The organism is Crocosphaera sp., from assembly GCF_030064895.1.
Classification (GTDB): domain Bacteria; phylum Cyanobacteriota; class Cyanobacteriia; order Cyanobacteriales; family Microcystaceae; genus Crocosphaera.
This window is the reverse complement of the sequence record NZ_JASJEB010000088.1, coordinates 17,654-39,834: the sequence shown is the minus strand read 5'-3', so window position 1 is coordinate 39,834 and position 22,181 is coordinate 17,654. Positions and strand designations below refer to the sequence as shown.

The window sequence follows — 22,181 nt, the reverse complement described above, 5'->3', positions numbered from 1 at the left end:
TAATCATTAAATAATCAATAGTTAGTAATAGATAAAAATTACAGACTGTTATTGGGGTCAAATCTCCATATTCCTTATTATATAAGGCTTTCAGGCTTGTTCTCAATTCTCTCATGAATAATGCAGGTTAGCTTTGAAAATAAACAATATACTCAAACAATTATCTGCGGAATATTAGCAACAGCTACCCGAATTACAGGATTAGCATTAATTCCCACTTTTTTGTTTATTGCCTGGCGTAAAAAGCTATCTGTCATGGCTTATTTTACAGCTTTTGCCAGTGGTGGGGGAACCTTTCTCTATAGTTTTTACTGTTGGTTTTACTTTAATGATCCAATCGCTTTTATCACAGTACAGCATACAGAATGGCAACGAAAACGGGGCATTGATTGGGAAGGATGGGGAAGAATGTTAGCAGAAATTACTATTGGAGGAAAAAATTGGGCAGCAGGAAACCTTGTTGATATTTGGCATCCCCTTTTATTCATTTTAATTATAGTTATAGCTTTCGGATTATGGTTTTATCGCGCCTTTATTCCTAAAGTTTATTTTGATTATAGTTTATGTAGTTTATTCTTTTTATTATGGCTTTTAGTGGGAGATCCGTTATTAAATACCCTATCTATTTTAGGGGGACTGGTATTATTATGGTGTTCTCGTAAAAGGTTAAGTTTGATTGTATATGTTTATGGTTTGTGTGGGTTAGGACTGTTATTATCTTCCGGGGGAACGATTTCCTTAAATCGTTTAGCTTATGGGGTTGTTTCTTTGTCTATTGCTTTAGGAGTAACCGTGTCACGATCGCCCCGTTGGGGTTATTTTATTCTAGCCTTTTTTAGTTTGTTATTGGTCACTTTTTCTCTACGATTTGCTCAACATGAATGGGTGGCGATATTACCTTAAAACTGGTGCAATTCATTAATTGCACCTAAAATTAACTAACAACTAAACTTTCTGGGAGATCACAACATAAAAAGGATCAGCCCCGATCATGCCTAACATTTGTAAGAAACTAGGTAAAGAAGATACATTCATAATTACTTCAGGTTTAGTAAACCCTGAAATTGACCTAAAATAGTTTTTAACTAATTGAATTCTTAGCGCATCTGTCCCGTCACGCCAAGCAGAAATTGCTTTTTGATAAAACATCCGATTAGAAAAACTAACAATAACAATTCCCCCTGGTTTAAGAATACGATGAATTTCCGAAAAAATGGCTTCAGGATACTGTAAATATTGAATAGAAACAGTAATCAAAACTGCATGAAAATCTTGATCTTTTAAGGGTAATTTAGGATTTTCATTAAGATTTTGCACAAAATAATGATCAAGACGAGAATTTTTTGCTAACTCTTCTTGGTTCATTCCATGACCTTCTACATGGTCAAATTCGAGATCATCAGGAAGATGAGAAACCCAACTACTCATTAAATCTAAAACCCTTGTTTGGGGTTTTAAACGTTCTTGATAAAGATTGGTTAATTGATCGATAAATCCCTCATCTACATGGGTCACAAAACGGGGAAAGGTATAAAATTCTTGATCATTACCAGGGTCAAGTTTTTTTCTTTGATGGGGAGTTAATAACATGAATTAAACTATAGTATCTACATATAAATAAACAGTAACATAGGCTTCTAGCCTATACAAGCAGGATGCTTATCTTGATATTTCATAGTAAAAAAATAACCCCGCATATAGCAGGGTTAATAACTACTTGAGCTTAGATCTAAAGAGGGTTATCAAAGCTTAGAAAGAGAAGGTTCCACGGAGGGTTCCAATTACTTCATCGTCAGCACCTTGGATGTTAACAAATTGATCGGGGTTAGAGATCCAGATAACACCAGGGGTGATAGAAATGTTGTCAGTAACTTGGTAACGGTAGAATACTTCTGCGGTGATGGGGTTACGACTAGGAAGGTTAAAGAAACCTTGTCTTTCACCTAAGAAAGGACGTTGACGACCACCATGATAGGGTTGAACCCCTGCAAAGATACCTAAGAGATTTCCTTCTTTGAAGAGATCGGGGAAGGCAAAACCGCCACCACCAGTCCAAACTTCAGCACTGGTACCACGACCGATGAAACGAACGTTGGTGAAAGAACCAAAGGCACTGAAGTTCATCCATTCAGCTACACGCCAGGTCATCTGACCACCGTAACTGTTGGTCACTTTACCACCGATATCAAAGGGGTTAACTTGTAAAGGATCGTTGGAGTTTGTGCCGTTGGTGTTAAACTCAGGAGTAGGGGTTCCAGGTTCTCCCACAGAGCCAGCAGCAAAGGCATTATTTAACTCAGCACGAGAGAAGTTAGCAAAAGATGTTCCCACTTCCCCAGGTCCGGTAGGAATACCTTGACCAAAGATAGGTGAATCGGGTTTGTGGTAAGCGTGAACGAAGGTGAAGGCAATATTGACTACATCAAAGAGATTACCGTTGATTTGACCCAAGACACCGTAGTTACCGTTGAATAAACCGTTACCACCGTCACTTTCGGCGTACTCTTGACCGGTAGCAGGGTTGATAGCATTACCAACCTGACAACCACGGGTACTACCATCGGGGTTTTGTCCACCACCGTTGAGACAAGGATCGTTAGCTGTTCCTGCTAAATAACCGAAGCTAACAGAGGTAGGACCGAGGATACTTTCGAGGAAGCCAAGTTGGAAGCTCATACCAGCACCAGCACCACCACCGATACGATAGATGGGGTTACGCTGAGCAAATGTACTTAAAGAACCTTTACCACCGTCAAAATCCTCGAAGAAGGGATTTAAGGTAGGAACGAAGTGGTGCCAACGTCCACCCCAAGGACTGACGTAGGTGTTGATTCTCCAATCCTCTAAGGGTTCGATGGGAGCGTAGTAACCAACCCAGTCGATAGTTACATCGTTATCACTTTCGTTACGACGGGGACCGATGTTAAAGGTTTGGGTCGCAGTGGGGTTGATTAAAGTATTTTCTGCGAAGGCAATACCAATGGGCTGACCAGTGTTGGGGTTGAGAACCCGTAGGTTAGGTTCGTTTAAGGTGAAACGGTCTGTTCCTGTACCGGTACTAGCGGATAAACGGGTAACTAAGAGGTCTTCTCCACTGAAACTGGTATTGAAGCTCAAACGGATACGATCTTGGAATACGGCTTGGTTATCTTCAGAAGAACGACTACCACCGGCTGCGGTTACAGCCATGATTACTTCCCCGACCAATTTGGTGGTGGTGGAGAATTGGTGATCTTCTAAGAAAGCAACCCGACCTTCTAAGTTATCGACACGAGCGCCTAAAGCAGCTAATTCTGCTTCAAATTCCTGCATTAAGCGTTTGAGCTTTTCGATATCTTCCCGAAGTACCGCAACGTTTTCTTGGATTAAACGTTCCATGGTGTTTAAACAAGCGTTTAAACCTGCGGCGAATTCCCAACGAGAGGTAGCGCGGTTGCCTCGGAAGGTACGGTCAGGATAACCAACAATACAACCGTAACGTTCTACTAAGCTTCGTAGTGCTTCGTAGGCCCAGTCAGTGGGGGAAACGTCCCGTAGTTCACTAACACTGGTAACCTGTTCGTTAACGTTGTTGGAGTTACCTTCTTGACTGTAATCTTGAAGCTGTTGTAATAATTCATCCTGTGCTTGGGCGATTTCTAAGCCCTGGGTAGCACTTTCATTAAACACAGATGAGGGTACGCTTTCAGCAGCAGCAGAGTTTGCTGCAAGTACCATTCCCATCATAGCTGGACTAACCAGCATGGTTTTCCATAACGATTTTAGCATTTTCAGCTTTCCTCACACCATATAGATTGACTACAGAGTTCATAGCCTCACTCACCACCTCATTATACACAGCTTTTTCGGATTGGTTCACAGATAACTTTAACTTTTTTTAGAAAAACTTTTTGATTACTTTTTCTAATGGTCTAGTCGAGAACACTATAAAATGGGGGGTTCTCAATATCCATAACCTTTCACTGCGGTATGTTTAACTTGGGGTTATGTGTAGTGTAGCGTTTATTTTTGTTTGTTGACCACTCTATGTTAGACAATTAAAAAAAATTTATTTTTAGTTTGAGGAAGAAATGAGTATTACTTCTCTTCTACAAAGCTTTCAGCGTTTTGGTGTTCACTTAGGGTTAGATCGGATCAAGTTTTTACTGGCTCAATTGGATAATCCTCATCAAAATATTCCCATGATTCATGTTGGAGGAACTAATGGCAAGGGTTCGGTTTGTGCCTATTTATCATCTATTTTAAGGGAAGCGGGTTATAAAGTAGGACGTTATACGTCTCCCCATTTAATTGATTGGACAGAAAGAATTTGTATTAATAATCAACCTATTTCTGAGTCTGAACTAGAAACTATTATAATTAAGATTAAAAATTCTATTAATACTATTGAAGATATTCCTACACAATTTGAAATTATTACGGCTGCTGCTTGGGTTTATTTTTTTCAGCAAAAGGTTGATATTGCTGTTATAGAAGTGGGTTTAGGAGGTCGTTTAGATGCCACAAATGTTTGCGATCGCCCTTTGGCTACGGTGATTACTTCTCTTAGTCGAGAACATTGGCAACAGTTGGGTCCTACTGTTAAGGATATTGCCAAAGAAAAAGCAGGTATTTTTAAGTCCCAATGTCCTGTAGTTATGGGTCAGGTTTCTGATGAAGTTAAGCCTGTTTTTCAGTCTCGTATTGATGCTTTAAGTTGTCCTTATACTTGGGTTAAACCTGCTGTTATTCTAGATGGTAATTTGGCCATGTATAACAATGTCAAATATAATTTGCCTTTGTTGGGAGCAATGCAGTTAAATAATTCTGCTTTAGCCATAGAAACTATAAATATTTTACAAAATAAAGGATGGAATATAAGTGAAAAAGATATTCAGCAAGGAATTAAAAACACTCAATGGTTGGGGAGAATACAATGGATAAAATGGCAAAATAACTCTATCTTAATCGATGGGGCGCATAATCCTGCTGCGGCGAAAATGTTACGACATTATGTTGATACTTTGGATAAATCCGTTATTTGGATTATGGGGATGTTATTGACAAAAGAACACGATAAAGTTTTTAAAGAATTACTAAGAGATAAAGATAGTTTATATTTAGTTCCTGTTCCTGACCATAGTACGGCCAACCCTTATAATTTAGCAATATTAGCAGGTGAAATATGTCCCAAATTAACAGAAATTACCACCAAAGAAACCATTTTTTCTGCTCTAGAATGCGCCATAAATGAACAAAATTCTCAGCAGGTAATTGTCATGGCAGGTTCTTTATATCTGATTGGGCATTTTTTAGGTCATCTTCCATCATATACCACCAGAAGTCACAATGATTAAGTTATAATAAGGTGTGACATCTTTCATTTTGGTTTCAAGCCTCTCCCTTTAGGGAGAAAGAAGTTTGGGAGAGGTTTAAAGCCTACTTCCAAACGAATGATAAATGTTAAATGATAAATGAAATGACCCGCTCTACCTAAAGACTGTTTTAGTATGCTTGATATATTACAAACCCAAATTTATCACCTTCAACAATTTGCTAATCGCTTAGTTTCTTTGCAGCTTGATCACCTTAGTTTTGTTAGTATTGCTATCATATTTTTAGCAGGATTATTAACCAGTTTAACTCCTTGTATGTTATCCATGTTACCCATTACCATTGCTTACATTGGGGGTTATGAATCTCAAGGAAAATCACAAGGAATGCGTCAATCTGCTTGGTTTTCTTTGGGGTTAGCTACCACTTTAGCAGGGTTAGGTATTCTAGCAGCATCATTAGGAAAAGTTTATGGACAAATTGGTTTAGGATTACCTATTATTGTTAGCGTTATTGCAATTTTAATGGGGTTAAATCTTTTAGAAGTTATTTCCTTTCAATTTCCTTCTTTAGGAGAAACAAATTGGATTACTGATGATCTTCCTCCTGGAATTCGTTCCTATTCTTTAGGACTAACTTTTGGTTTAGTTGCTTCTCCTTGCAGTACCCCCGTTTTAGCAACATTATTAGCTTGGGTTGCTACTAAACAAGACTTAATCTTAGGGGGTGTATTATTATTAGCTTATACAGTGGGTTATGTGCTTCCTTTAATTTTGGCAGGAACCTTTACAGCTACCCTGAAAAAGTTATTAGAATTACGTCGTTGGTCTACTTGGATTAATCCAGTTAGTGGTGTTTCTCTAATTGTATTTGGGATGTTTTCTTTGTTATCTCGCTTACCACTTAATAACCTGTCCTAAAATTATTATAATGATATGTGAGAAGTTAGAACCTATCAGGACATAATACTGTTATGTCCCTAGAAAGCTTTATTTTCTCACAACTGAAGTCTGATTGCTATAGTCTTAATAGATAAAAATAAACAAAATAAACCTCGCAATTCAGGAAGCAATTGGTTTATAATGAAGGTAAAAATTACTGTTAACCATGACTATATCTGATGCTTCTCAAAACAGAGAAAATCTATCTTTACTAAAACAAGCATGGCGACAACTTATTAAAACAGTTGCAGACCTTCGCTTAGCCATTATTTTGTTATTAGCGATCGCAGTATTTAGTATTAGCGGAACTGTAATTGAACAGGGAGAAAGTATCCCTTTTTATCAAGAAAACTATCCCGAAGATCCAGCTTTGTTTGGCTTTTTAACCTGGAAAGTTCTCTTAATATTAGGATTAAACCATGTATATACAACCTGGTGGTTTTTGTCTATCTTAGTTCTCTTCGGTACTAGCTTAACTGCTTGTACCTTTACCCGTCAGTTTCCGGCCTTAAAAGCAGCGAGAAAGTGGAAATTTTACCAGAAACCTAAACAGTTTCAAAAGTTGGCTTTAAGTACACAATTAGATGTTGAAAATCTTAGTTCTGTAGACAGTATTTTACAGCAAAAAGGCTATAAAACTTTTCAAGAGAATCAAGCTATTTATGCTAGAAAAGGTATTGTCGGTAAAATTGGTCCCATTGTAGTTCATGCTGCCATGTTAATCATCTTAGGTGGTGCTATCTGGGGTGCATTAACGGGATTTTTAGCTCAAGCGATGGTTCCTGGTGGTTCCGAATTTAGAGTTAATAATATTATCGAAGCAGGTATCTTATCTAAACCGCAAATTCCTCAAGATTGGGGTATTCGGGTAAATCGTTTTTGGATTGATTACACCCCAGACGGAACAATTGATCAGTTTTATTCTGACCTTTCTGTGATTAATAACGATGGGGAAGAATTAAAGCATAAAAAAATATATGTTAATGAACCTTTACGCTATGATGGGGTAACTTTTTATCAAACTGATTGGGGAATTGCAGGGGTTAAAGCGCAGGTTAATAATAGTCCTATTTTTCAACTACCCATGGCCCCTTTAAATACCAATGGAAATGGAAGAATTTGGGGAACTTGGATACCCACAAAAACTGATTTAAGCGAAGGAGTTTCTCTATTAGCTAAAGACTTACAAGGAACCATGATGGTTTACGATCAAAAAGGGGATCTTTATAGTGCAGTTCGTCCTGGAATGATCTTAGATATCAACGGTGTAAGACTAAAAATTCATCAATTAATTGGTAGTACAGGGTTACAAATTAAAGCTGATCCAGGTATTCCTTTTGTTTATGCTGGTTTTGGTTTATTGATGATTGGTGTGATTATGAGTTATGTGTCTCATTCTCAAATTTGGGTCTTAAAAGACGATGAAAATTGTTATATTGGTGGTAAAACTAACAGATCACAAGTTACTTTTGAACGCGAATTATTAGGGATGATCGAATCATTGGAAACACCCAAAAGTTAACTTAACCAAATTAACGCCCCAATAACAACAATAAATAACCCTAAAGCTAAACCAATGAACCCGTTATCTTTGGTATCCATTTGACTAATATCTTCTAAGTTTAATGATGGTTTTTCTATGGGTTTAGTTGCTGGTTTTGCCTGAATATAACGGGGGGTTGGGTTATCTTCAGAGTTAGTTGTGGGAATTTTGGTCATCCATGCTTCAGGACGTTTTAATTGAGGGGCTTTAAGGATGTATAATATACGTTGACTTTGTTGGCGTATTGCTAAGTTAGGGTGACGGGTTAACTCTTCACAAATAGCGATCGCATCGTCTAATTTATTGATTCCTTGATAAGCAGTTACTAAAGATAGTTGAACCTCTCCTCCTAACTTTGAAGATGGGTTAACCAATGATTTAGCTTCTTCGAGGGTTTTGACGCTACTACGATATTGTCCTCTGTCTAATAATGCTTGACCTTGTTGATATTTTAGTTGAAATTGTTCTAGTTTAGAATCCATTTTTTCATAACTGATTTTTCTTATATTTTAACAGGTTTAGAAAGGGAATCAGAAACAGTTTTTAGTATTTGGTGATGTGTAACCATTTGTCTATGAATTAAAACAGGTAATTTAATTTCTTCTCCTATTCCCATTTTAGAACTAGATGGTGGAAAAATCATCAAATCGTATGGAGTCCAAATCACGGTAACATCAATCTTATCTAATGTTGTTTCTATATCTTTATTTAACTCCTGTAAAAATTGACTATTAGGACGCATTTGTTTAATCCCTGGATTGGGTAATAAATAAGCGGTTCTTGTTCCGTTATTAGGGGCAGAAATATTTATATAACGTTGAACTTTTTCAACTCCTCCAAGACGTTGCAAATAATAGCGAGTTACTAATCCTCCCATACTAAAGCCAACTAAATCAATAGGTTGTTTAGGGTCAAAATTTTTATTAACATAATTATCAACTTGTTGCGCTAATGTTTCAAGATGAGCGTTGCCATTATTAGGTTTAAGAGATAAACAATGAACTGACCAACCTAGATTAGTAAGATATTTTTTCATTGCCTTAAATCTAGCCGATGTGTTGTAAATTCCGTAAATTAATAGAACTGGATTACGGTTATTTTGATTCATATTTAACTTGTTATTGTGGTTAGTGATAGATAGTAAAATCTAGGACTTAGTTAAAAAACCGAACCTGATAATAGCTGCAATGGTTGCGCCGATAACAGTAATAATTAAAGCTCATATTTGAGCGTTTGCCCTTCCTTTTAAGTCTTTGACATCTTCTTTGAGTTGGGAAACTTCAGCTTCTATTTTCGGTAATATTTCTAGTTTTGTTTCGATTCCCTTAACATCTTCTTGTAAGTTTCTGACATCTTCTTTGAGTTGGGAAACTTCAGCTTCTATTTTGGGTAATACTTCTAGTTTTGTTTCTACTCGCTCTAACCGGGTATCAAGTTTAAGAAGAATGTCTTTTAAGTCGGTTTCAACGATAATAGGATTACTCATAGAGGGTATTTCTCATATAGTTTAATGGAAAGGAATTAAATGCGATCGCTGTCTGAGATGTTGTTTACTTTTTCTATTTTTGACTAGAGATAAAGATGATGTTAGGGACATCTTTACAGAGTTTAATTTGTTGAAAAATTTGGAATTTTGGTATTATTCACACTCCTTAAAGATTCAGAAATTCATCAACACTAACTTGGCACTGTTTTAGAATACTTCGCAAAGTTCCTTCTCTAATTTCTCGATGATGGGGAATAGTTATTTTTAATCGAGTGTGAGGGTTAAACCAAATTTCATGATCACCCTTTCCTGTTCGATAAAATTCAAATCCAAGTTTTCTCAGTTTACGGGTGACTTCGCGGTAGGTGAAGCCCGATAATCTTCCCATAACTACGATACCAGAAGAGGAATGTAGAACTGATTAGCAGTGGTCAGTTTTACAGAGGAATCTGAGCTATCATCGGTTTGTAGTTCTAATAGGATGGGAATTAAGTCTTTGGCAATATCAATGACCTCATCTATGGTATCAGCCTCAGCCACAAGTCCTTGTATATCGGGACTGGTGGCGACATAGTAATCTTGTCCGTTTTCCTGAAAGCGTTCAACAGTAAGATTGATTTGGTTTTGCATAGTGGCTCAATAGGGTTTATGGGATAATTAGCTAACAGTTAGGAATCTTCTTCTAATGTATCCTGAATTTCTGCTAAAATTTCTTCACACTCTTCAACCAGAGGAATACCCAATTCTTTGCTTAATTCTAAGGCTTCTTGGCAACGGGTAAGGGCAAGTTCGGGGCGATCAGTTTTGTGGGCGATTTTAGCAAGATAATATAAACCATGAGCAATACCCTTATTAAAGTTACATTGCCTAAACTTTGTGAGAGCTTGCATTACATTATTTTCTGCATCCTGATACTTCATCAGTGCAATATAAGAATCAGCTATATTAACTAAAGAAATAGCAATACCTGATATATCACCAATCTTTTTTTCAATATCTAATGATTCATTAAAGTAACGTAAAGCAACATTATGTTGACCTAAAGCCCCATAAGCGTTCCCAAGATTAGCTGCAGCACACGCAATTCTTTTCATCTCTTGAGTATCTTTGCCATATTCATAAGCTTTCCTTTGATATTTAATCGCATTTTCATATTCACCCCGAGAATGATAACAATTGCCTAAATGCGCAGACGATATAGCTTTTCCTCTCATATATCCTATACGATTAGCAATATGGTTCTGCTTAGAAAAATATTCAATTGCGTCGTCTATTTTTCCTAAATTCCAATAACAACTACCAATGTTACCCAATGCTTGACTTTGCGAAAGTTCATCTTCTAAATTTTCAGAAATTTTTAAATGTTCATGATGGCAGGTAATTGCATCTTGATATTTGCCTATTCTGGCATAACATAATCCTAAATTTCCATTAGCTGCGGCAATTCCTCTCATTTCTCCTATCTCCTGCGAATATTTTAAATGCTTTTGATGACAAACTATAGCTTTTTGAATATCTCCTTTTATTCTTAAACACAACCCTAAATTTGCAAGTGAATTTATACTTATTTTTTTAACAGTTAAATCATTTTCTTTTTCTCTAACCAGAAGATTAGAATCTTCAAATTCTTTTATAGCATTTTCAATTTCTCCCAAGTGAAGGTAAGAGATACCAATTCTATTCAATGCTTCCATATTGACAGTAAGTAAATTACATTTATTTTTTAGGCGATTATACAAATTAATGACAATTCTATTTAAGCCTTTAAAATCCAAAAAGTCGTTAACTGATTTATCTTTTCCTTCTCCCCCTCGTTCATCATTCAAAATATCATAAGCTAACTGCCATTCTCTCAATTCTCCTGCATGGTAAAAAGCTTCTAAATATGCTGTCACATCCTCTAAAGATTCCCACGGAGGTGCAGGTAAATGATTCTGATAATAATCTAAAGCTGACTGATGCGCTGATTGCAATATTTCAGTTTCTGCTTGCTGTTGCACCACCATTGAAATTAAGGGCAAAAACTGAAACCTTCGTGGTTTTTTCTTGAGGGGTTCCGGGGGAAACTCCTGTAATAAAGACAAACGGCCTAAATATCGTAACTCTTTGTCTGTTACCTCTGTTGCTACCCCTTGAGCTAATTCTAGAGCAAAATTCTCTCGCAATACGGACAACCGCTTTAATACCTCTCCTAATTTATCTGATAATCTAGCTAAACTGGCAGTTACGACTTGTCTGACACAGGTTTCTGTATCACGGTGAAACCCTTCCACGTCAAACATATCTAAGCCTAAGTTTTTCGACTCGGTAACACAAACCCCTTCCCCAAACTCATCTATCATCAAACTACACACCAGATTGATTAAGAGGGGATGTCTTGCCATTTGGTTGACAAATTTTGCTAATTCTTCCTCTGTTCCCGTTAATTCGTAATCTTTCACCAAAAATATGGCATCTTCTGGTTTTAACCCCTTTAAACCTTGCCAATGACAACGCTTTTGCAAATTAGGGGAAAATTTTGGCTGTTCCCGACTGGTGAGCAACACTTTACTATTGCTTCCTTTACTTAACCATTTACTCAAAAATTGACCATAAACTGAAACATTTTCTGCTGTTAGTACCGTTTCTAAATTATTCAACACCAACAAACAAGGTTCAGCGATTAATCCCTGTATTAGTTGCAGGATTAATGTTTCTTCATTCCATTTTTCATCATAAGGTTGGTTTAACTTTTCTAATAACCAACGCCCAAATTGTGCTAAGGAGTAAGGTTGATTAAAATTGACCCAAAATACTTCTAATTTTTCTGTTACTTTCACCGCTAATGCTGTTTTACCATAACCTCCTGCTGCGGTGATTCCAATTAATCTGATATTATCATTGTCTAAGGCGGTTTCTAACTCTTTTATTTCCTCTTTTCGTCCTTGCCATTTATCAATAGGAGGAAGTGTGGTATCTATAACCGCAGTGGTGGTAATAAGGGGTTTTGAGGGTTGAATTTGAGATTGTCGCTGTTGAGCATATTTCTGTTTCAACCATTTTCTTAATTCCTCAGCTTGTCCTCTTGTACGAGTTCCTAACTCAACACCATCGTTTCTAAAACACTCATAAATATCTCTTAAGTCTCTCTCAAATGCTGATAATGATAGATGTAGTTTTGTTGCAATCCCAGCATTAGAATGCTCAGAAATTTGTTTAGAAAATCGCTCTAAAAACACCTGCTTTTGACGCTCTGATAAATCATAACTATCTGCTTGTGTATTAAGAAATTCATTCCACTCTTGGGGTATTTCTTGGGATGACATAGGCAAAAAAAGAGGTGTGACTCTAGGGTTTTACAATGTTCTATCCTTATTATAATCGGTTTTTTTAAGGTTAGATTGTTGAGGGTGAAGGAAAAGTGAAGGAATATAGAAGGTTTTATGAAGGTTCAATCATAAGGAAATTTGAGTTAATGGAGTCATAGAGAACTTAAACCTAATTAGAGGACTAAATCATGACTCCTTTACAAAAATTTGTCCATTATCTCGTAATCGCTGATTTTTTCCTTGCTTTATTTTCTTTTGTGAATGTTAAACCGGATCTTTCTTATTTTATTGATGATCACTCAATTTTAAATGAAAGAAAAGAGGAAATATGTGATCGCAAAGAGGTGCGCTAAATTGCTCTAATTCCCATAGAAATCAGGTTTAATTTATGAGAATACTAGCAGCAGGGTTTAACAGTGTTAAACCCCTACAAAAGTTATTGGTAGGGACATAATAATATTATGTCTTGACCGATTCTCATATATCATTCCTGATTACTATAACTGGAATAGAATCATTAAAACAACCCTTTACTTTAATTTTAATAGTGAGGGGTTGTCATTATTCAAAAGTAATAAATACTTCTGTTACTTTATCTTTTTCTAAACCAGTATATTGAGCAGTAATAGTTTTTCCTGTTTCTACTGGTATTAATGGGGTGATACTGCCTAATGATAATAAATCACCTTTTTTTAAGGTTTTACCTTGAGCTTTTAATTGTTCTTTTATCCAAAAGACTACATTTAAGGGATCCCCTAATAAAGCATTACTGTTTCCTTGGGCAATCATTTCTCCTGAATCATCTATTAACTTAACTGAAATATTCTTAAGCTTATCTTTGTTAATATTTTCCTCATCTAGAGGAATAACATTACCCACAACTCCCAATCTCGCACCTGCATTAATTGCTATCAACATTTCACCATTAACTTTGATATTTTTGTCATAAACTAAATCAGGTAATTCTAGAAAAGGAATTACTGCATCTAGATATTTTAATGTATCTTCAGGTGTGGTGACTTCATTAATTTTTTCATTAGCAACTCTCACCATCAAATCTCCTTCCATCATGGGTTTTGCACCAAAGTTTGGAGGTATTTTTATCCCTGAAGGTAATAACATATTTTCTAACAATATTCCTAACAGGGGTTGATTTACTTTAAAAGTTTCTTGTGCTTTTGTATTGGTTAATGCTGCTTTGTAACCAATTAATTCACCTTGGTAAGAACTTAAAATATTGATGAAATTTTCTTGTATACTATTTGCTTCTTCGGATGTCAAGTTATAGTTAAACTCTGTAATAATCTGCTTAGTTAAATAAGCATTAGCAATTTTTTGGGTAATATTTTCAATTTCCGTAAAAGATAAATTACTTAGTAAAATGGATAAATTATATTTACTTTTTTGGTCAATAGGTTTGGTTTGTGCTGTAACAGTTAAAAAAGGGAAGAAAATAAGAGAAAAGACAAATAATAATTTTATTTTTTTCATAGATAGCAGTCAATAATGATATGTGAAAAGCGAGAATATATCAGGAAATAATATTATTATGTCCCTACGAATACGTCTTTGTAGGGGTTTAATAGTGTTAAACCCCGAAAGCTAATTGCTAGATAAGAATTGTATATGAGAAAATAGACAGTTGAGATAAGATTGAAAGAACAATTATCCCTAAAATTTCGTCTATAATTGAGTATATTATAATTGAATGTCTTTATTATAACCATTACCTATGTTAACTAAAAGATTTTCTTCTATTAAAATTCCTATATGGATAATTCTAGGACTAATATGGTTAGGAAGTAATTTATGCGATCGCTTATGGTTGAGTTTAGATCATTCTATCCCTGCTTGGGATCAAAGTAATCATTTAACTAAGTCTTTACAATATTTTTATAGTTTAAATTCCCCTGAAATTTTTAATGGGGAATGGTGGCGTAATTTTTGGATGATATCGACAAAATATCCTCCTTTAACTTATATTCTTGGTGCATTTTTTCAGAAGGTATTTGGCTTAGGAAATGATCAAGCCCTACTCTCCAATTTATTATACAACGGAATTTTAATTGTTTCAATTTATCTCATTGGAAAAACTTTATTTAGTCCAAAAGTGGGGTTATGGAGTGCGGGGTTATCTCTGTTATTTCCTCGTTTATATCAAACCCGTTTACAGTTTATAATTGATACTCCTTTAATGACGTTAACTGTTGCTTGTTTTTGTTGTTTAACTCTTTGGAAGTTTGAAGGAAATAGACGAAAACAATGGTTATGGACAATAATTTTTGGCATAGGTTGGGGACTTGCTTTGCTAAGCAAACAAAGTGTTATGTTTTTCCTTTTTGTTCCTTTAGTTTACTTAGGTATTACTAATCTATGGAATAAAAAATGGGAAAGAGTTTTACAATTATGGGTGAGTTTTATTGTCTCTAGTTTATTATGGTTTCCCTGGTATAGAACTAACTGGATTTATTTATTTAGTACGGTCCAAAATTCTAATGCTATTCCTGCAACTTTTGAAGGAGATCCACCCCTTAATACTCTTGCTGCTTGGACCTATTATTGGCAAGATTTACCGAAAGCGATCGGTTGGGTATTATTATTAGTTCCTGTGGTGGGACTGTTATTAAATTTCTTGGGAAAATTCCCCACAAATAAAGAAAAAATTGATAACCAAAAACTCAGAGAAAGTATGAAATGGTTAGGAATTTATTTTGGTGGTTCTTATTTAATTTGTTCGGCTATTTTTAATAAAGATACACGCTATATTATGTCTTATTTGCCTATTGTAGCCGTCTTTTTAAGCTATGGTTTAATCCAATGGCGAGGAAAATGGAAACCAGTGCAATGGGTAACAGTAATAGTAGCAATTTTAGTGATGATTACTAACTTATTTCCTATTCCTGGAACAGAACAATTATCTTTATTTTTAAGTCCTGGGGTTAGTTTTCGTCCCTACTTAGGTGAAGAAATTCCTGTGAAAGATATTATTAAAACTGCACAAGAAATTACTCCTTATAAAATCGTTAATTTAGGAGTGATTGCTAATACTGATAGCATTAACCATAATACTATTAATTATTATGGACAGTTAGCAAATTCACAGGTTTACGGCAGAGAATTAGGTAATAAACAGGATTATATTGAACAAGATAGTAATTCTTTTGATTGGTTTGTAAGTAAAACAGGGGATAATGGTTTTGCTAGGAAAAATCAATTAAAATTTGCTGAAACTTTAGATAATAATCCAAAGTTTAATCTAGTTAAAAGTTGGGAAATGCCCGATAACAGTTTAGTTAAATTATATCATCGTGACCAAGTATCGGTTAAGGTTAAACCTATTCATAAAGCGGTTAATAAAATTCGTTTAGATAAGGTTATTCTTTCCGAAGAAGCTTCTGGTAATTTTCCTGTTCCTATTACTTATGAATGGTCAGGAAATTGGTCTGATTTACAACAAGGATTAGTATTATTATCATGGTATCCTAAAACAGCAAATAATAATCAAGTTAGTTGGATACATGATCATGGAATTGGAGCAGGAATGTTATGGGGAAAATCTGCTGAAGATAAAGAATTTAAAGTGACTGAAAATATGGCAATGTTGCCAGGTAACAATATAAAAGATGGTGAGTACATTTTAGAAGCAACTTATCTCAATCGTAACACAAATGAAAGCTATTCAATTCCTGTTCCTGATGTGACTTTAAAAATTAATAATAGTCTCGATAAACTTCTTTCTCCAGAATTAGATTTAAATACGCAATTAAGAGAAGTTTCTGTTAATTTAGCCCAAGGAATACCAGGATTAGATCCTATTTTTAGAAAAGTAGGTCGCTTGAATCAATATGATCCCATTCAAGACTATCTTAAACAAACAGAAATTGCTTTAAATTATCGCTTAAATAATGAGCCTAAAAATAAGCAATTGAATTGGAATTATGGCTTAGTATTATCCCAAGTATTACAAGAAAATCCACAAGAGGCGATCGCTGCTTTAAAACAACTAATTAAAATCGCTCCAGATAACCCCTATCATCATGCTTATCTTGCCTTTGTTTATCTTTATAACTGGCAACCAAAAGCAGCAGAAAACGCCCTAAAAATTCCCCTTGAGATGCAGCCCAATATAGAAGAATTTAAAGCTTTAAAAGCTATTTCTACAGTAATGCAAGGCAATTTAATCAAAGGATGGAGACTGTTATCAATGGATAATGGATAATGGACAATTAATTAATTTAGTGAAAATGTTACTTAATCGACAGTTTTTTCATAACTTTTCTAAAAAATAATCTAACCATTTTTATCTTAGTTAAATCATTAATATCTCGTAAAAGTTGTTGTTTATTATCAAAAAAGAAGTTAATTTCTTCTAAAATCATCTCTAATCTTTTAATGATATTTTCAGTACGATATTCTGCTAAAACATGGGGAGATAACTTTAACTCTTCAGGTGAATTAATTGTTTTTAAAATACGTTTAACATCATAAGCTGTTGAATAACCAGCAATTTTATAACAATTAAACCCTGGATCTAAATAATCAGAAAGTCCCCCATTAATACTAGAAAATACTTGACAACCACAAGCTAAAGCTTCCATTGGTTGTAGTCCAAAACCCTCACTAACTCGCTGCTGCGCCCAATATTCTGCTGAGTCATAAAGATAAACTTTAGAACGATTAAACAGTTGAGACAAATCATCCACAAAACGATTAATAACTGTCACATTACATTGACTTTCTAACGCTGGTATTAATTGTTTTAATAAATAATCTGATGATTTCCTTGCTTGTACTAAAACATCAATATCTCTAGTTAAATTTAAGTTACCAAACTCATCAGAAATCTGATTAGGTAAATAATAGATTAAAGAATTAGGTGATTTTTGTCCCCAATAACCCATAGTATTACGACTAACAGTTATAATCGGAATATGAGAAGGTAATTTAAACCCATAACCTGCACTGTGAGCATGATAAACCACATTATAATACTGCAACTTTTTAGCTAATTTAGGAACATCAAAACCCCAACTAATAACAAAAATAATGTTATCTAAATTGTTTTGTTTTAAAACATCATCTAAATATAAATTCTCCTTTTCTTTTTGCCTATAAGTAACAACCTCAGCAGCAACAACCTGCTTAGCCAACTCAAACGCTTTTAACTCAGCAAAAAGCCCCCCACAAGCAAACTTTTTTCCTGTTCCTGGTACTAAAAAATAAAGTTTTCTCATAATTTATATAATAAGTTATGCCCAAAAAGTAGACTATCACAACCTGAGTGGTGAGTGTGGGGAGACTGGGGAGACGGGGAGACGGGGAGATGGCGGAGTGTGGGGAGTGTGGGGAGTGTGTGAGCATCCTGGTCAATAAACAAGGTGAAAAACTGATCACTGGTAACTGGTAACTGGTAACTGATAACTGGTAACTGATAACTGATAACTGACTTCACCCCTAGAAAATCATTAGGATCTTGTTGTAACATAAGTTTACAAAGCCGATCATAATTAACGGAATGAAATCCTCAAAAACCTCAGAGCAAGGACTAGGATGGTCTCTTAACGAACGAGATCCCAAATTTATAGAACAGATGATGCCCTACTGGAAATGGTTTTACGACTACTATTTTCGGGTAAAAACCGACGGTTGGCATCATATTCCCTCCCAAGGACCAGTTTTACTCGTGGGTTCTCACAATGGCGGTTTGGCATCTCCAGATACATCGATGATGATGTACGACTGGTTTCGTCGCTTTGGTACCGAACGTTTATGTTATGGGTTAATGCACCAGTCTGCTTGGAAAATTAACTCTCCCATAGTTGATTGGGCCATGAAAACCGGAGCAGTGCGCGCCCATCCTAAAATGGGTATTGCTGCCCTGAGAAAAGGTGCTAGTGTTTTAGTCTATCCAGGAGGTGCAGAAGATGTCTTTCGCCCTTACAAGGATCGCCATAAAATTGAGTTAGCAGGGCGAAAAGGCTTTATTAAACTAGCATTGCGAGAAAAGGTAACTATTATTCCCGTTATTTCTGTGGGGTCCCACGAAACCTTATTTGTGATCGGTGACTGTTACGAACAATTGAAAATATTGCATCAATGGGGAATACTGAGCTTAGATGAGCGCGACCCACAAATTTTCCCCATCTATCTTGGTCTTCCTTGGGGTCTTGCCTTTGGACCTGCACCCAATATTCCCCTTCCTATACCTATGCACACCCGTGTCTGTTCCCCCATTGTCTTTGAACGTTATGGTAGGGAAGCAGCAAGCGATCGCCGTTATGTGGATGATTGTTACGATTTAGTGGTAAGCAAAATGCAGCAAGCTTTAGATCAATTAGTTATTGATAGTAAAAAAGAATCTTTATGCTAAAGCACTTTCGCTTCCTGAATCACTCATAAACAAACAAGATGAACCAGTCATGTCGATCATTTGATGAACAAATTGAAAATCAGGGATAGATTGTAAGCCAATAAAATCTATGTCTCCTTGGGGGGTTTGTTTAATACAATTGGGAAATTTTCCTACAAGAATTAAGCTTTTAGCTGTTCCAGGAATGCGACATAAATCTTTTAAACTATTGATATAATCTTCAGTTGCTTTTCTATCTTCTTCTTTGTCAATGACTGAAATAATATTTAACTTACCTTTCCAAGCTTTTGTTAAGCGTAAAGCCATCAAAATAGCTAAATCTGTACTCCCTTTCTCTAATCTTTCCATGATGGGTAAATTATCTAATTGAGGACGAATCCAGAGATTAATAACTTCCATTCTTCCTAAACCTGCACTGGGATGTAATCCTAAGAGCATAACGCCTATTTTTAGCTGTTTTGCTTCTTGAAAAACAGGTAATAATTGCTCCCAGTCACCAGATTGATGGGGAAAGCGTAAAAAGAGAATATTAGGACGGAAAAATGCACTTTGTAACGCTTGTAAAGCAGCAATAATTCCTTCGCTTTCTTGTTCTACCCTCATCACAGAAATCGTTGTTAACAGTTTATGGTGACGAAAAGAACTAGCTAGTTCTTGAAGCTGTAATGATAAATCTCTTTCATCACTATTAGTGGAAATTCCTAAAAGTTGTAAAAAGCCTTCTGGTTGCGATAAATCTAATAAGATACGAAACTCTCCTAATAATTGTGAACCGTCTTCAATAGGAACCAAAAAAGTAGGTTTCCAAGCCCTAACATTAGTTAAATCTAATTGTATTACTTTCATAGCTGACCATTGAGCGATCGCCGCAAAAATACCACTTCTCACATCAGTAGAACGTTTTTCTTTGGGAAGACTAACTAACTGTAAATAGATAGCGAAAACGATGATAATAGCCACTAAACTTAGGAAAGGTCGAATCACTAACATAGCAGAAACACAGCTAATAATTCCGTATAAAGGCACAATTATTGGCACTTTAAATGTGGGACGAAAGTTCATCAAACTTAAACTAGATTCTACTAACACCACTAGGTTGATTGTGGCATAAGTTAAGAGGAAAAATAGGGTTATTAAAGGCGCAATAGCATTTAAGTCACGTAATAATAAAGCTAGTAAAACTAGGGTTGCACTCACTAATAAAGCCCGACGAGGTTCACCATTTTTTGAGAGTTTTGCTAAACCATTACCCCAAGGAATTACCCCATCTTTAGCCAAGGCCATTAAAATACGGGGTGCGCCCACCAAAGAACACAAAGACGCACTAAATGTTGCTGCTAATAACCCTATTAATACTAAGGGTTGCCAACGGGATTTTTCGATTAAAATAGTATAATTATTAATCAGTTCTTGAGGTGAAGCTGCACGAGCCACCCACCAACACAAAATAACATAAACAATCGTACTTAATCCAATGGCAGAAAGAGTCCCCAGAGGAATATTTTTACGGCTATTTTTTAACTCTCCTGACATATTAACCCCCGACATAATACCAGTGGTTGCCGGGAAAAAGACCGCAAATACACCCCAAAAATTAATATCAGGAAAAGTACCCCAATCTTGCCAGTTTCGGGTACTTTCCCAAGTTAGAGAACTAGAAAATATAGAAATTAAAGATAAAATAATAAAAATTAGCACTAAATATTGAACACGAAAAGCAAAATTAGCACTAATATAAGCAATACTAAAAATAACAAAAAAAGCCACTAAATCAATCATTAATGGAGAATGATTGGGAAACAAAAATAACCATCCTTCTCGAAACCCAAAAATATACATAGCAGTGGCTAAAGCTTGGGAAACAAATAAAGGAACCCCCACACTTCCCCCTATTTCTAACCCCAAAGACTTAGAAATCATGGCATAAGGTCCCCCATCTCCCATGCGAGTATTGGTAGCAATAGAGGCAATAGAAAGTCCTGTAGCTACCGTAATACTCACGGATAATAAGACAATTGCTAATCCCCCAAATAGGCCAGCATTCCCCACAACCCAACCGATTCTTAAATACATAATTGCCCCTAAAATAGTGAGCAATGTCGGCTTAAAAACTCCTTCAAAAGTATTATATTTTTTGGGAGGATAGGTAGAGGTACTAAATTTTAATGGATTAAGGAATTTCATTATTTGCTTAAGTCTTAAAGCCATGATAGAAGAAATTTAATTAACTTTAAACACTTAATTTAAGTGCATTAACAGGAACTTCATCCCAAGACTCCACCGTTCTTAAAGTCGCAACCCATCCTTGTTGTTTTTGTGCTTCTGTCAGGTTATTTAACCAGGTTTGATGACAATCTTCTGCTGACTTTTGATCGCAGCAAGCAATACAGGAATAGACTATTCCAGACGGATCAATTTGTTCGTTTACCCAAATGGTCATTATCTTTTTTTATTTTTTGATAAAATCAATTGTAGACTGATTGTAGTATTTTTATTCGTTTTCCAGAGAAAAAGCCAATGGTTGCACTGACACAAGTTGAAGATATGATTAAAGCCCAACTCCCAGATGCTCAAGTGAAGGTTAACGATCTAACCGGTGGGGGCGATCATCTTGAGGCCATCGTTGTCTCTGCTGAGTTTGAAGGAAAAACCATGATTAAGCAGCATCAATTAGTCTATGGCGCACTTCAAGATGCGATGGCATCTGAGGCCATTCATGCTCTAGCCCTCAAAACTTATACCCCCCAAGATTGGCAAGCCGCCCAAAAATAAAACGATATTATCATTAAATAAATGACTTAAGGAGTTAAGTATGACCCCAGAACTCAAAGAAAGAATCGACCAGCTTGTTAACAATAACAAAATCCTGGTTTTTATGAAGGGTGCGAAGTTAATGCCTCAATGTGGTTTCTCTAACAATGTAGTACAGATTCTTAACACCTTGGGCGTTTCTTATGAAACCGTTGATGTTTTAGCTGATGAAGAGATCCGTCAAGGAATTAAAGAGTATTCTAGCTGGCCAACCATTCCCCAAGTCTATATCAACGGAGAATTTGTTGGTGGTTCCGATATTGTCTACGAAATGTACCAAAAAGGCGAACTACAGGAAAAGGTAGAAGTTGCTTTAGCCTCCTAAAAAAAATAAGCCCGCCTATGCGGGCTAAAATATAAATTGAAAAAAGTCTATAATAATAATTGCATTTTTCTTGAACATATTGAG

Annotated in this window: 21 protein-coding genes; 9 read left to right on the top strand and 12 right to left on the bottom strand. The window is 35.7% G+C overall.

The window, feature by feature from the left end; all coding sequences use genetic code 11:
* Positions 1-120 precede the first annotated feature (120 nt).
* Complete coding sequence (locus QNJ66_RS18100) at positions 121-903, top strand: hypothetical protein (RefSeq protein WP_300509412.1); 783 nt, start codon at positions 121-123, stop codon at positions 901-903.
* Positions 904-945: 42 nt separating this feature from the next.
* Here QNJ66_RS18100 and QNJ66_RS18095 read toward each other — a convergent pair whose 3' ends face one another.
* Both QNJ66_RS18095 and QNJ66_RS18090 read right to left on the bottom strand, forming a co-directional pair.
* Complete coding sequence (locus QNJ66_RS18095) at positions 946-1,590, bottom strand: methyltransferase domain-containing protein (protein WP_300509410.1); 645 nt, start codon at positions 1,588-1,590, stop codon at positions 946-948.
* A 159-nt stretch (positions 1,591-1,749) separates the two neighbouring features.
* Positions 1,750-3,768, bottom strand: coding sequence for an iron uptake porin (locus QNJ66_RS18090; protein WP_300509408.1), 2,019 nt, complete (start codon positions 3,766-3,768; stop codon positions 1,750-1,752).
* A 302-nt stretch (positions 3,769-4,070) separates the two neighbouring features.
* Between QNJ66_RS18090 and QNJ66_RS18085 the strand changes: the two genes are divergently transcribed.
* From QNJ66_RS18085 to QNJ66_RS18075, 3 genes are all read left to right on the top strand, one after another.
* On the top strand, positions 4,071-5,336 hold the full coding sequence (locus QNJ66_RS18085; protein WP_300509406.1) for a folylpolyglutamate synthase/dihydrofolate synthase family protein: 1,266 nt from the start codon (positions 4,071-4,073) through the stop codon (positions 5,334-5,336).
* 153 nt (positions 5,337-5,489) lie between these two features.
* On the top strand, positions 5,490-6,233 hold the full coding sequence (locus tag QNJ66_RS18080; RefSeq protein ID WP_300509404.1) for a cytochrome c biogenesis protein CcdA: 744 nt from the start codon (positions 5,490-5,492) through the stop codon (positions 6,231-6,233).
* Positions 6,234-6,420: 187 nt separating this feature from the next.
* Positions 6,421-7,776 (top strand): cytochrome c biogenesis protein, encoded by a 1,356-nt coding sequence (locus tag QNJ66_RS18075; RefSeq protein ID WP_300509402.1) that lies wholly within the window; start codon positions 6,421-6,423, stop codon positions 7,774-7,776.
* Here QNJ66_RS18075 and QNJ66_RS18070 read toward each other — a convergent pair.
* From QNJ66_RS18070 to QNJ66_RS18045, 6 genes are all read right to left on the bottom strand, one after another.
* Positions 7,773-8,279, bottom strand: a complete 507-nt coding sequence (locus QNJ66_RS18070) for a tetratricopeptide repeat protein (RefSeq protein WP_300509399.1) — start codon at positions 8,277-8,279, stop codon at positions 7,773-7,775. The two genes, QNJ66_RS18075 and QNJ66_RS18070, sit on opposite strands and share 4 nt — an antisense overlap.
* Positions 8,280-8,299: 20 nt before the next feature.
* Positions 8,300-8,905, bottom strand: coding sequence for an alpha/beta fold hydrolase (locus QNJ66_RS18065; RefSeq protein ID WP_300509398.1), 606 nt, complete (start codon positions 8,903-8,905; stop codon positions 8,300-8,302).
* A 111-nt stretch (positions 8,906-9,016) separates the two neighbouring features.
* Entirely contained in the window at positions 9,017-9,283 is a 267-nt protein-coding gene (locus QNJ66_RS18060; protein WP_300509396.1) for a hypothetical protein, read from the bottom strand.
* A 166-nt stretch (positions 9,284-9,449) separates the two neighbouring features.
* Positions 9,450-9,671: a type II toxin-antitoxin system HicA family toxin gene (locus QNJ66_RS18055; protein WP_300509394.1), complete on the bottom strand. Its 222-nt coding sequence runs from the start codon at positions 9,669-9,671 to the stop codon at positions 9,450-9,452.
* Positions 9,672-9,673: 2 nt separating this feature from the next.
* A complete protein-coding gene (locus QNJ66_RS18050; protein ID WP_300509393.1) occupies positions 9,674-9,913 on the bottom strand; it encodes a DUF1902 domain-containing protein in 240 nt (79 codons plus the stop codon).
* Positions 9,914-9,951: 38 nt separating this feature from the next.
* Entirely contained in the window at positions 9,952-12,588 is a 2,637-nt protein-coding gene (locus tag QNJ66_RS18045) for a tetratricopeptide repeat protein (RefSeq protein ID WP_300509414.1), read from the bottom strand.
* A 191-nt stretch (positions 12,589-12,779) separates the two neighbouring features.
* Here QNJ66_RS18045 and QNJ66_RS18040 point away from each other — a divergent pair, with 191 nt between their 5' ends.
* Positions 12,780-12,944, top strand: coding sequence for a hypothetical protein (locus QNJ66_RS18040; RefSeq protein WP_300509391.1), 165 nt, complete (start codon positions 12,780-12,782; stop codon positions 12,942-12,944).
* 208 nt (positions 12,945-13,152) lie between these two features.
* Here QNJ66_RS18040 and QNJ66_RS18035 read toward each other — a convergent pair whose 3' ends face one another.
* Entirely contained in the window at positions 13,153-14,082 is a 930-nt protein-coding gene (locus QNJ66_RS18035) for a hydratase (protein WP_300509389.1), read from the bottom strand.
* Positions 14,083-14,323: 241 nt separating this feature from the next.
* On the opposite strand from QNJ66_RS18035, the gene QNJ66_RS18030 reads away from it, so the two are divergent.
* Complete coding sequence (locus QNJ66_RS18030) at positions 14,324-16,810, top strand: phospholipid carrier-dependent glycosyltransferase (RefSeq protein ID WP_300509387.1); 2,487 nt, start codon at positions 14,324-14,326, stop codon at positions 16,808-16,810.
* A 28-nt stretch (positions 16,811-16,838) separates the two neighbouring features.
* On the opposite strand, the gene QNJ66_RS18025 is transcribed toward QNJ66_RS18030, so the two are convergent.
* Positions 16,839-17,825, bottom strand: coding sequence for a glycosyltransferase (locus QNJ66_RS18025; RefSeq protein WP_300509385.1), 987 nt, complete (start codon positions 17,823-17,825; stop codon positions 16,839-16,841).
* A 281-nt stretch (positions 17,826-18,106) separates the two neighbouring features.
* On the opposite strand from QNJ66_RS18025, the gene QNJ66_RS18020 reads away from it, so the two are divergent.
* Positions 18,107-18,961, top strand: a complete 855-nt coding sequence (locus tag QNJ66_RS18020) for a lysophospholipid acyltransferase family protein (protein WP_300509383.1) — start codon at positions 18,107-18,109, stop codon at positions 18,959-18,961.
* Here the strand turns inward: QNJ66_RS18020 and QNJ66_RS18015 are convergent.
* Together QNJ66_RS18015 and QNJ66_RS18010 are read right to left on the bottom strand one after the other, a co-directional pair.
* Positions 18,953-21,145 (bottom strand): amino acid permease, encoded by a 2,193-nt coding sequence (locus tag QNJ66_RS18015; protein ID WP_300509381.1) that lies wholly within the window; start codon positions 21,143-21,145, stop codon positions 18,953-18,955. The genes QNJ66_RS18020 and QNJ66_RS18015 overlap by 9 nt on opposite strands.
* Positions 21,146-21,191: 46 nt before the next feature.
* Positions 21,192-21,401, bottom strand: a complete 210-nt coding sequence (locus QNJ66_RS18010) for a glycogen debranching protein (protein ID WP_300509379.1) — start codon at positions 21,399-21,401, stop codon at positions 21,192-21,194.
* A 77-nt stretch (positions 21,402-21,478) separates the two neighbouring features.
* Between QNJ66_RS18010 and QNJ66_RS18005 the strand changes: the two genes are divergently transcribed.
* Both QNJ66_RS18005 and grxD read left to right on the top strand, forming a co-directional pair.
* Positions 21,479-21,733: a BolA family protein gene (locus QNJ66_RS18005; RefSeq protein WP_300509378.1), complete on the top strand. Its 255-nt coding sequence runs from the start codon at positions 21,479-21,481 to the stop codon at positions 21,731-21,733.
* A 40-nt stretch (positions 21,734-21,773) separates the two neighbouring features.
* Positions 21,774-22,097 carry a Grx4 family monothiol glutaredoxin gene (grxD, locus tag QNJ66_RS18000; protein ID WP_300509376.1) on the top strand — a complete coding sequence of 108 codons (324 nt, stop codon included), beginning with the start codon at positions 21,774-21,776 and terminating at the stop codon, positions 22,095-22,097.
* Positions 22,098-22,181: the final 84 nt, after the last annotated feature.

Bases quoted from the DNA above. Each gene is read 5' to 3' on its own strand.
- QNJ66_RS18100 (WP_300509412.1), top strand. From the start codon at position 121: ATGCAGGTTAGCTTTGAAAATAAACAATATACTCAAACAATTATCTGC.
- QNJ66_RS18095 (WP_300509410.1), bottom strand. From the start codon at position 1,590: ATGTTATTAACTCCCCATCAAAGAAAAAAACTTGACCCTGGTAATGAT.
- QNJ66_RS18090 (WP_300509408.1), bottom strand. From the start codon at position 3,768: ATGCTAAAATCGTTATGGAAAACCATGCTGGTTAGTCCAGCTATGATG.
- QNJ66_RS18085 (WP_300509406.1), top strand. From the start codon at position 4,071: ATGAGTATTACTTCTCTTCTACAAAGCTTTCAGCGTTTTGGTGTTCAC.
- QNJ66_RS18080 (WP_300509404.1), top strand. From the start codon at position 5,490: ATGCTTGATATATTACAAACCCAAATTTATCACCTTCAACAATTTGCT.
- QNJ66_RS18075 (WP_300509402.1), top strand. From the start codon at position 6,421: ATGACTATATCTGATGCTTCTCAAAACAGAGAAAATCTATCTTTACTA.
- QNJ66_RS18070 (WP_300509399.1), bottom strand. From the start codon at position 8,279: ATGGATTCTAAACTAGAACAATTTCAACTAAAATATCAACAAGGTCAA.
- QNJ66_RS18065 (WP_300509398.1), bottom strand. From the start codon at position 8,905: ATGAATCAAAATAACCGTAATCCAGTTCTATTAATTTACGGAATTTAC.
- QNJ66_RS18060 (WP_300509396.1), bottom strand. From the start codon at position 9,283: ATGAGTAATCCTATTATCGTTGAAACCGACTTAAAAGACATTCTTCTT.
- QNJ66_RS18055 (WP_300509394.1), bottom strand. From the start codon at position 9,671: ATGGGAAGATTATCGGGCTTCACCTACCGCGAAGTCACCCGTAAACTG.
- QNJ66_RS18050 (WP_300509393.1), bottom strand. From the start codon at position 9,913: ATGCAAAACCAAATCAATCTTACTGTTGAACGCTTTCAGGAAAACGGA.
- QNJ66_RS18045 (WP_300509414.1), bottom strand. From the start codon at position 12,588: ATGTCATCCCAAGAAATACCCCAAGAGTGGAATGAATTTCTTAATACA.
- QNJ66_RS18040 (WP_300509391.1), top strand. From the start codon at position 12,780: ATGACTCCTTTACAAAAATTTGTCCATTATCTCGTAATCGCTGATTTT.
- QNJ66_RS18035 (WP_300509389.1), bottom strand. From the start codon at position 14,082: ATGAAAAAAATAAAATTATTATTTGTCTTTTCTCTTATTTTCTTCCCT.
- QNJ66_RS18030 (WP_300509387.1), top strand. From the start codon at position 14,324: ATGTTAACTAAAAGATTTTCTTCTATTAAAATTCCTATATGGATAATT.
- QNJ66_RS18025 (WP_300509385.1), bottom strand. From the start codon at position 17,825: ATGAGAAAACTTTATTTTTTAGTACCAGGAACAGGAAAAAAGTTTGCT.
- QNJ66_RS18020 (WP_300509383.1), top strand. From the start codon at position 18,107: ATGAAATCCTCAAAAACCTCAGAGCAAGGACTAGGATGGTCTCTTAAC.
- QNJ66_RS18015 (WP_300509381.1), bottom strand. From the start codon at position 21,145: ATGAAATTCCTTAATCCATTAAAATTTAGTACCTCTACCTATCCTCCC.
- QNJ66_RS18010 (WP_300509379.1), bottom strand. From the start codon at position 21,401: ATGACCATTTGGGTAAACGAACAAATTGATCCGTCTGGAATAGTCTAT.
- QNJ66_RS18005 (WP_300509378.1), top strand. From the start codon at position 21,479: ATGGTTGCACTGACACAAGTTGAAGATATGATTAAAGCCCAACTCCCA.
- grxD (WP_300509376.1), top strand. From the start codon at position 21,774: ATGACCCCAGAACTCAAAGAAAGAATCGACCAGCTTGTTAACAATAAC.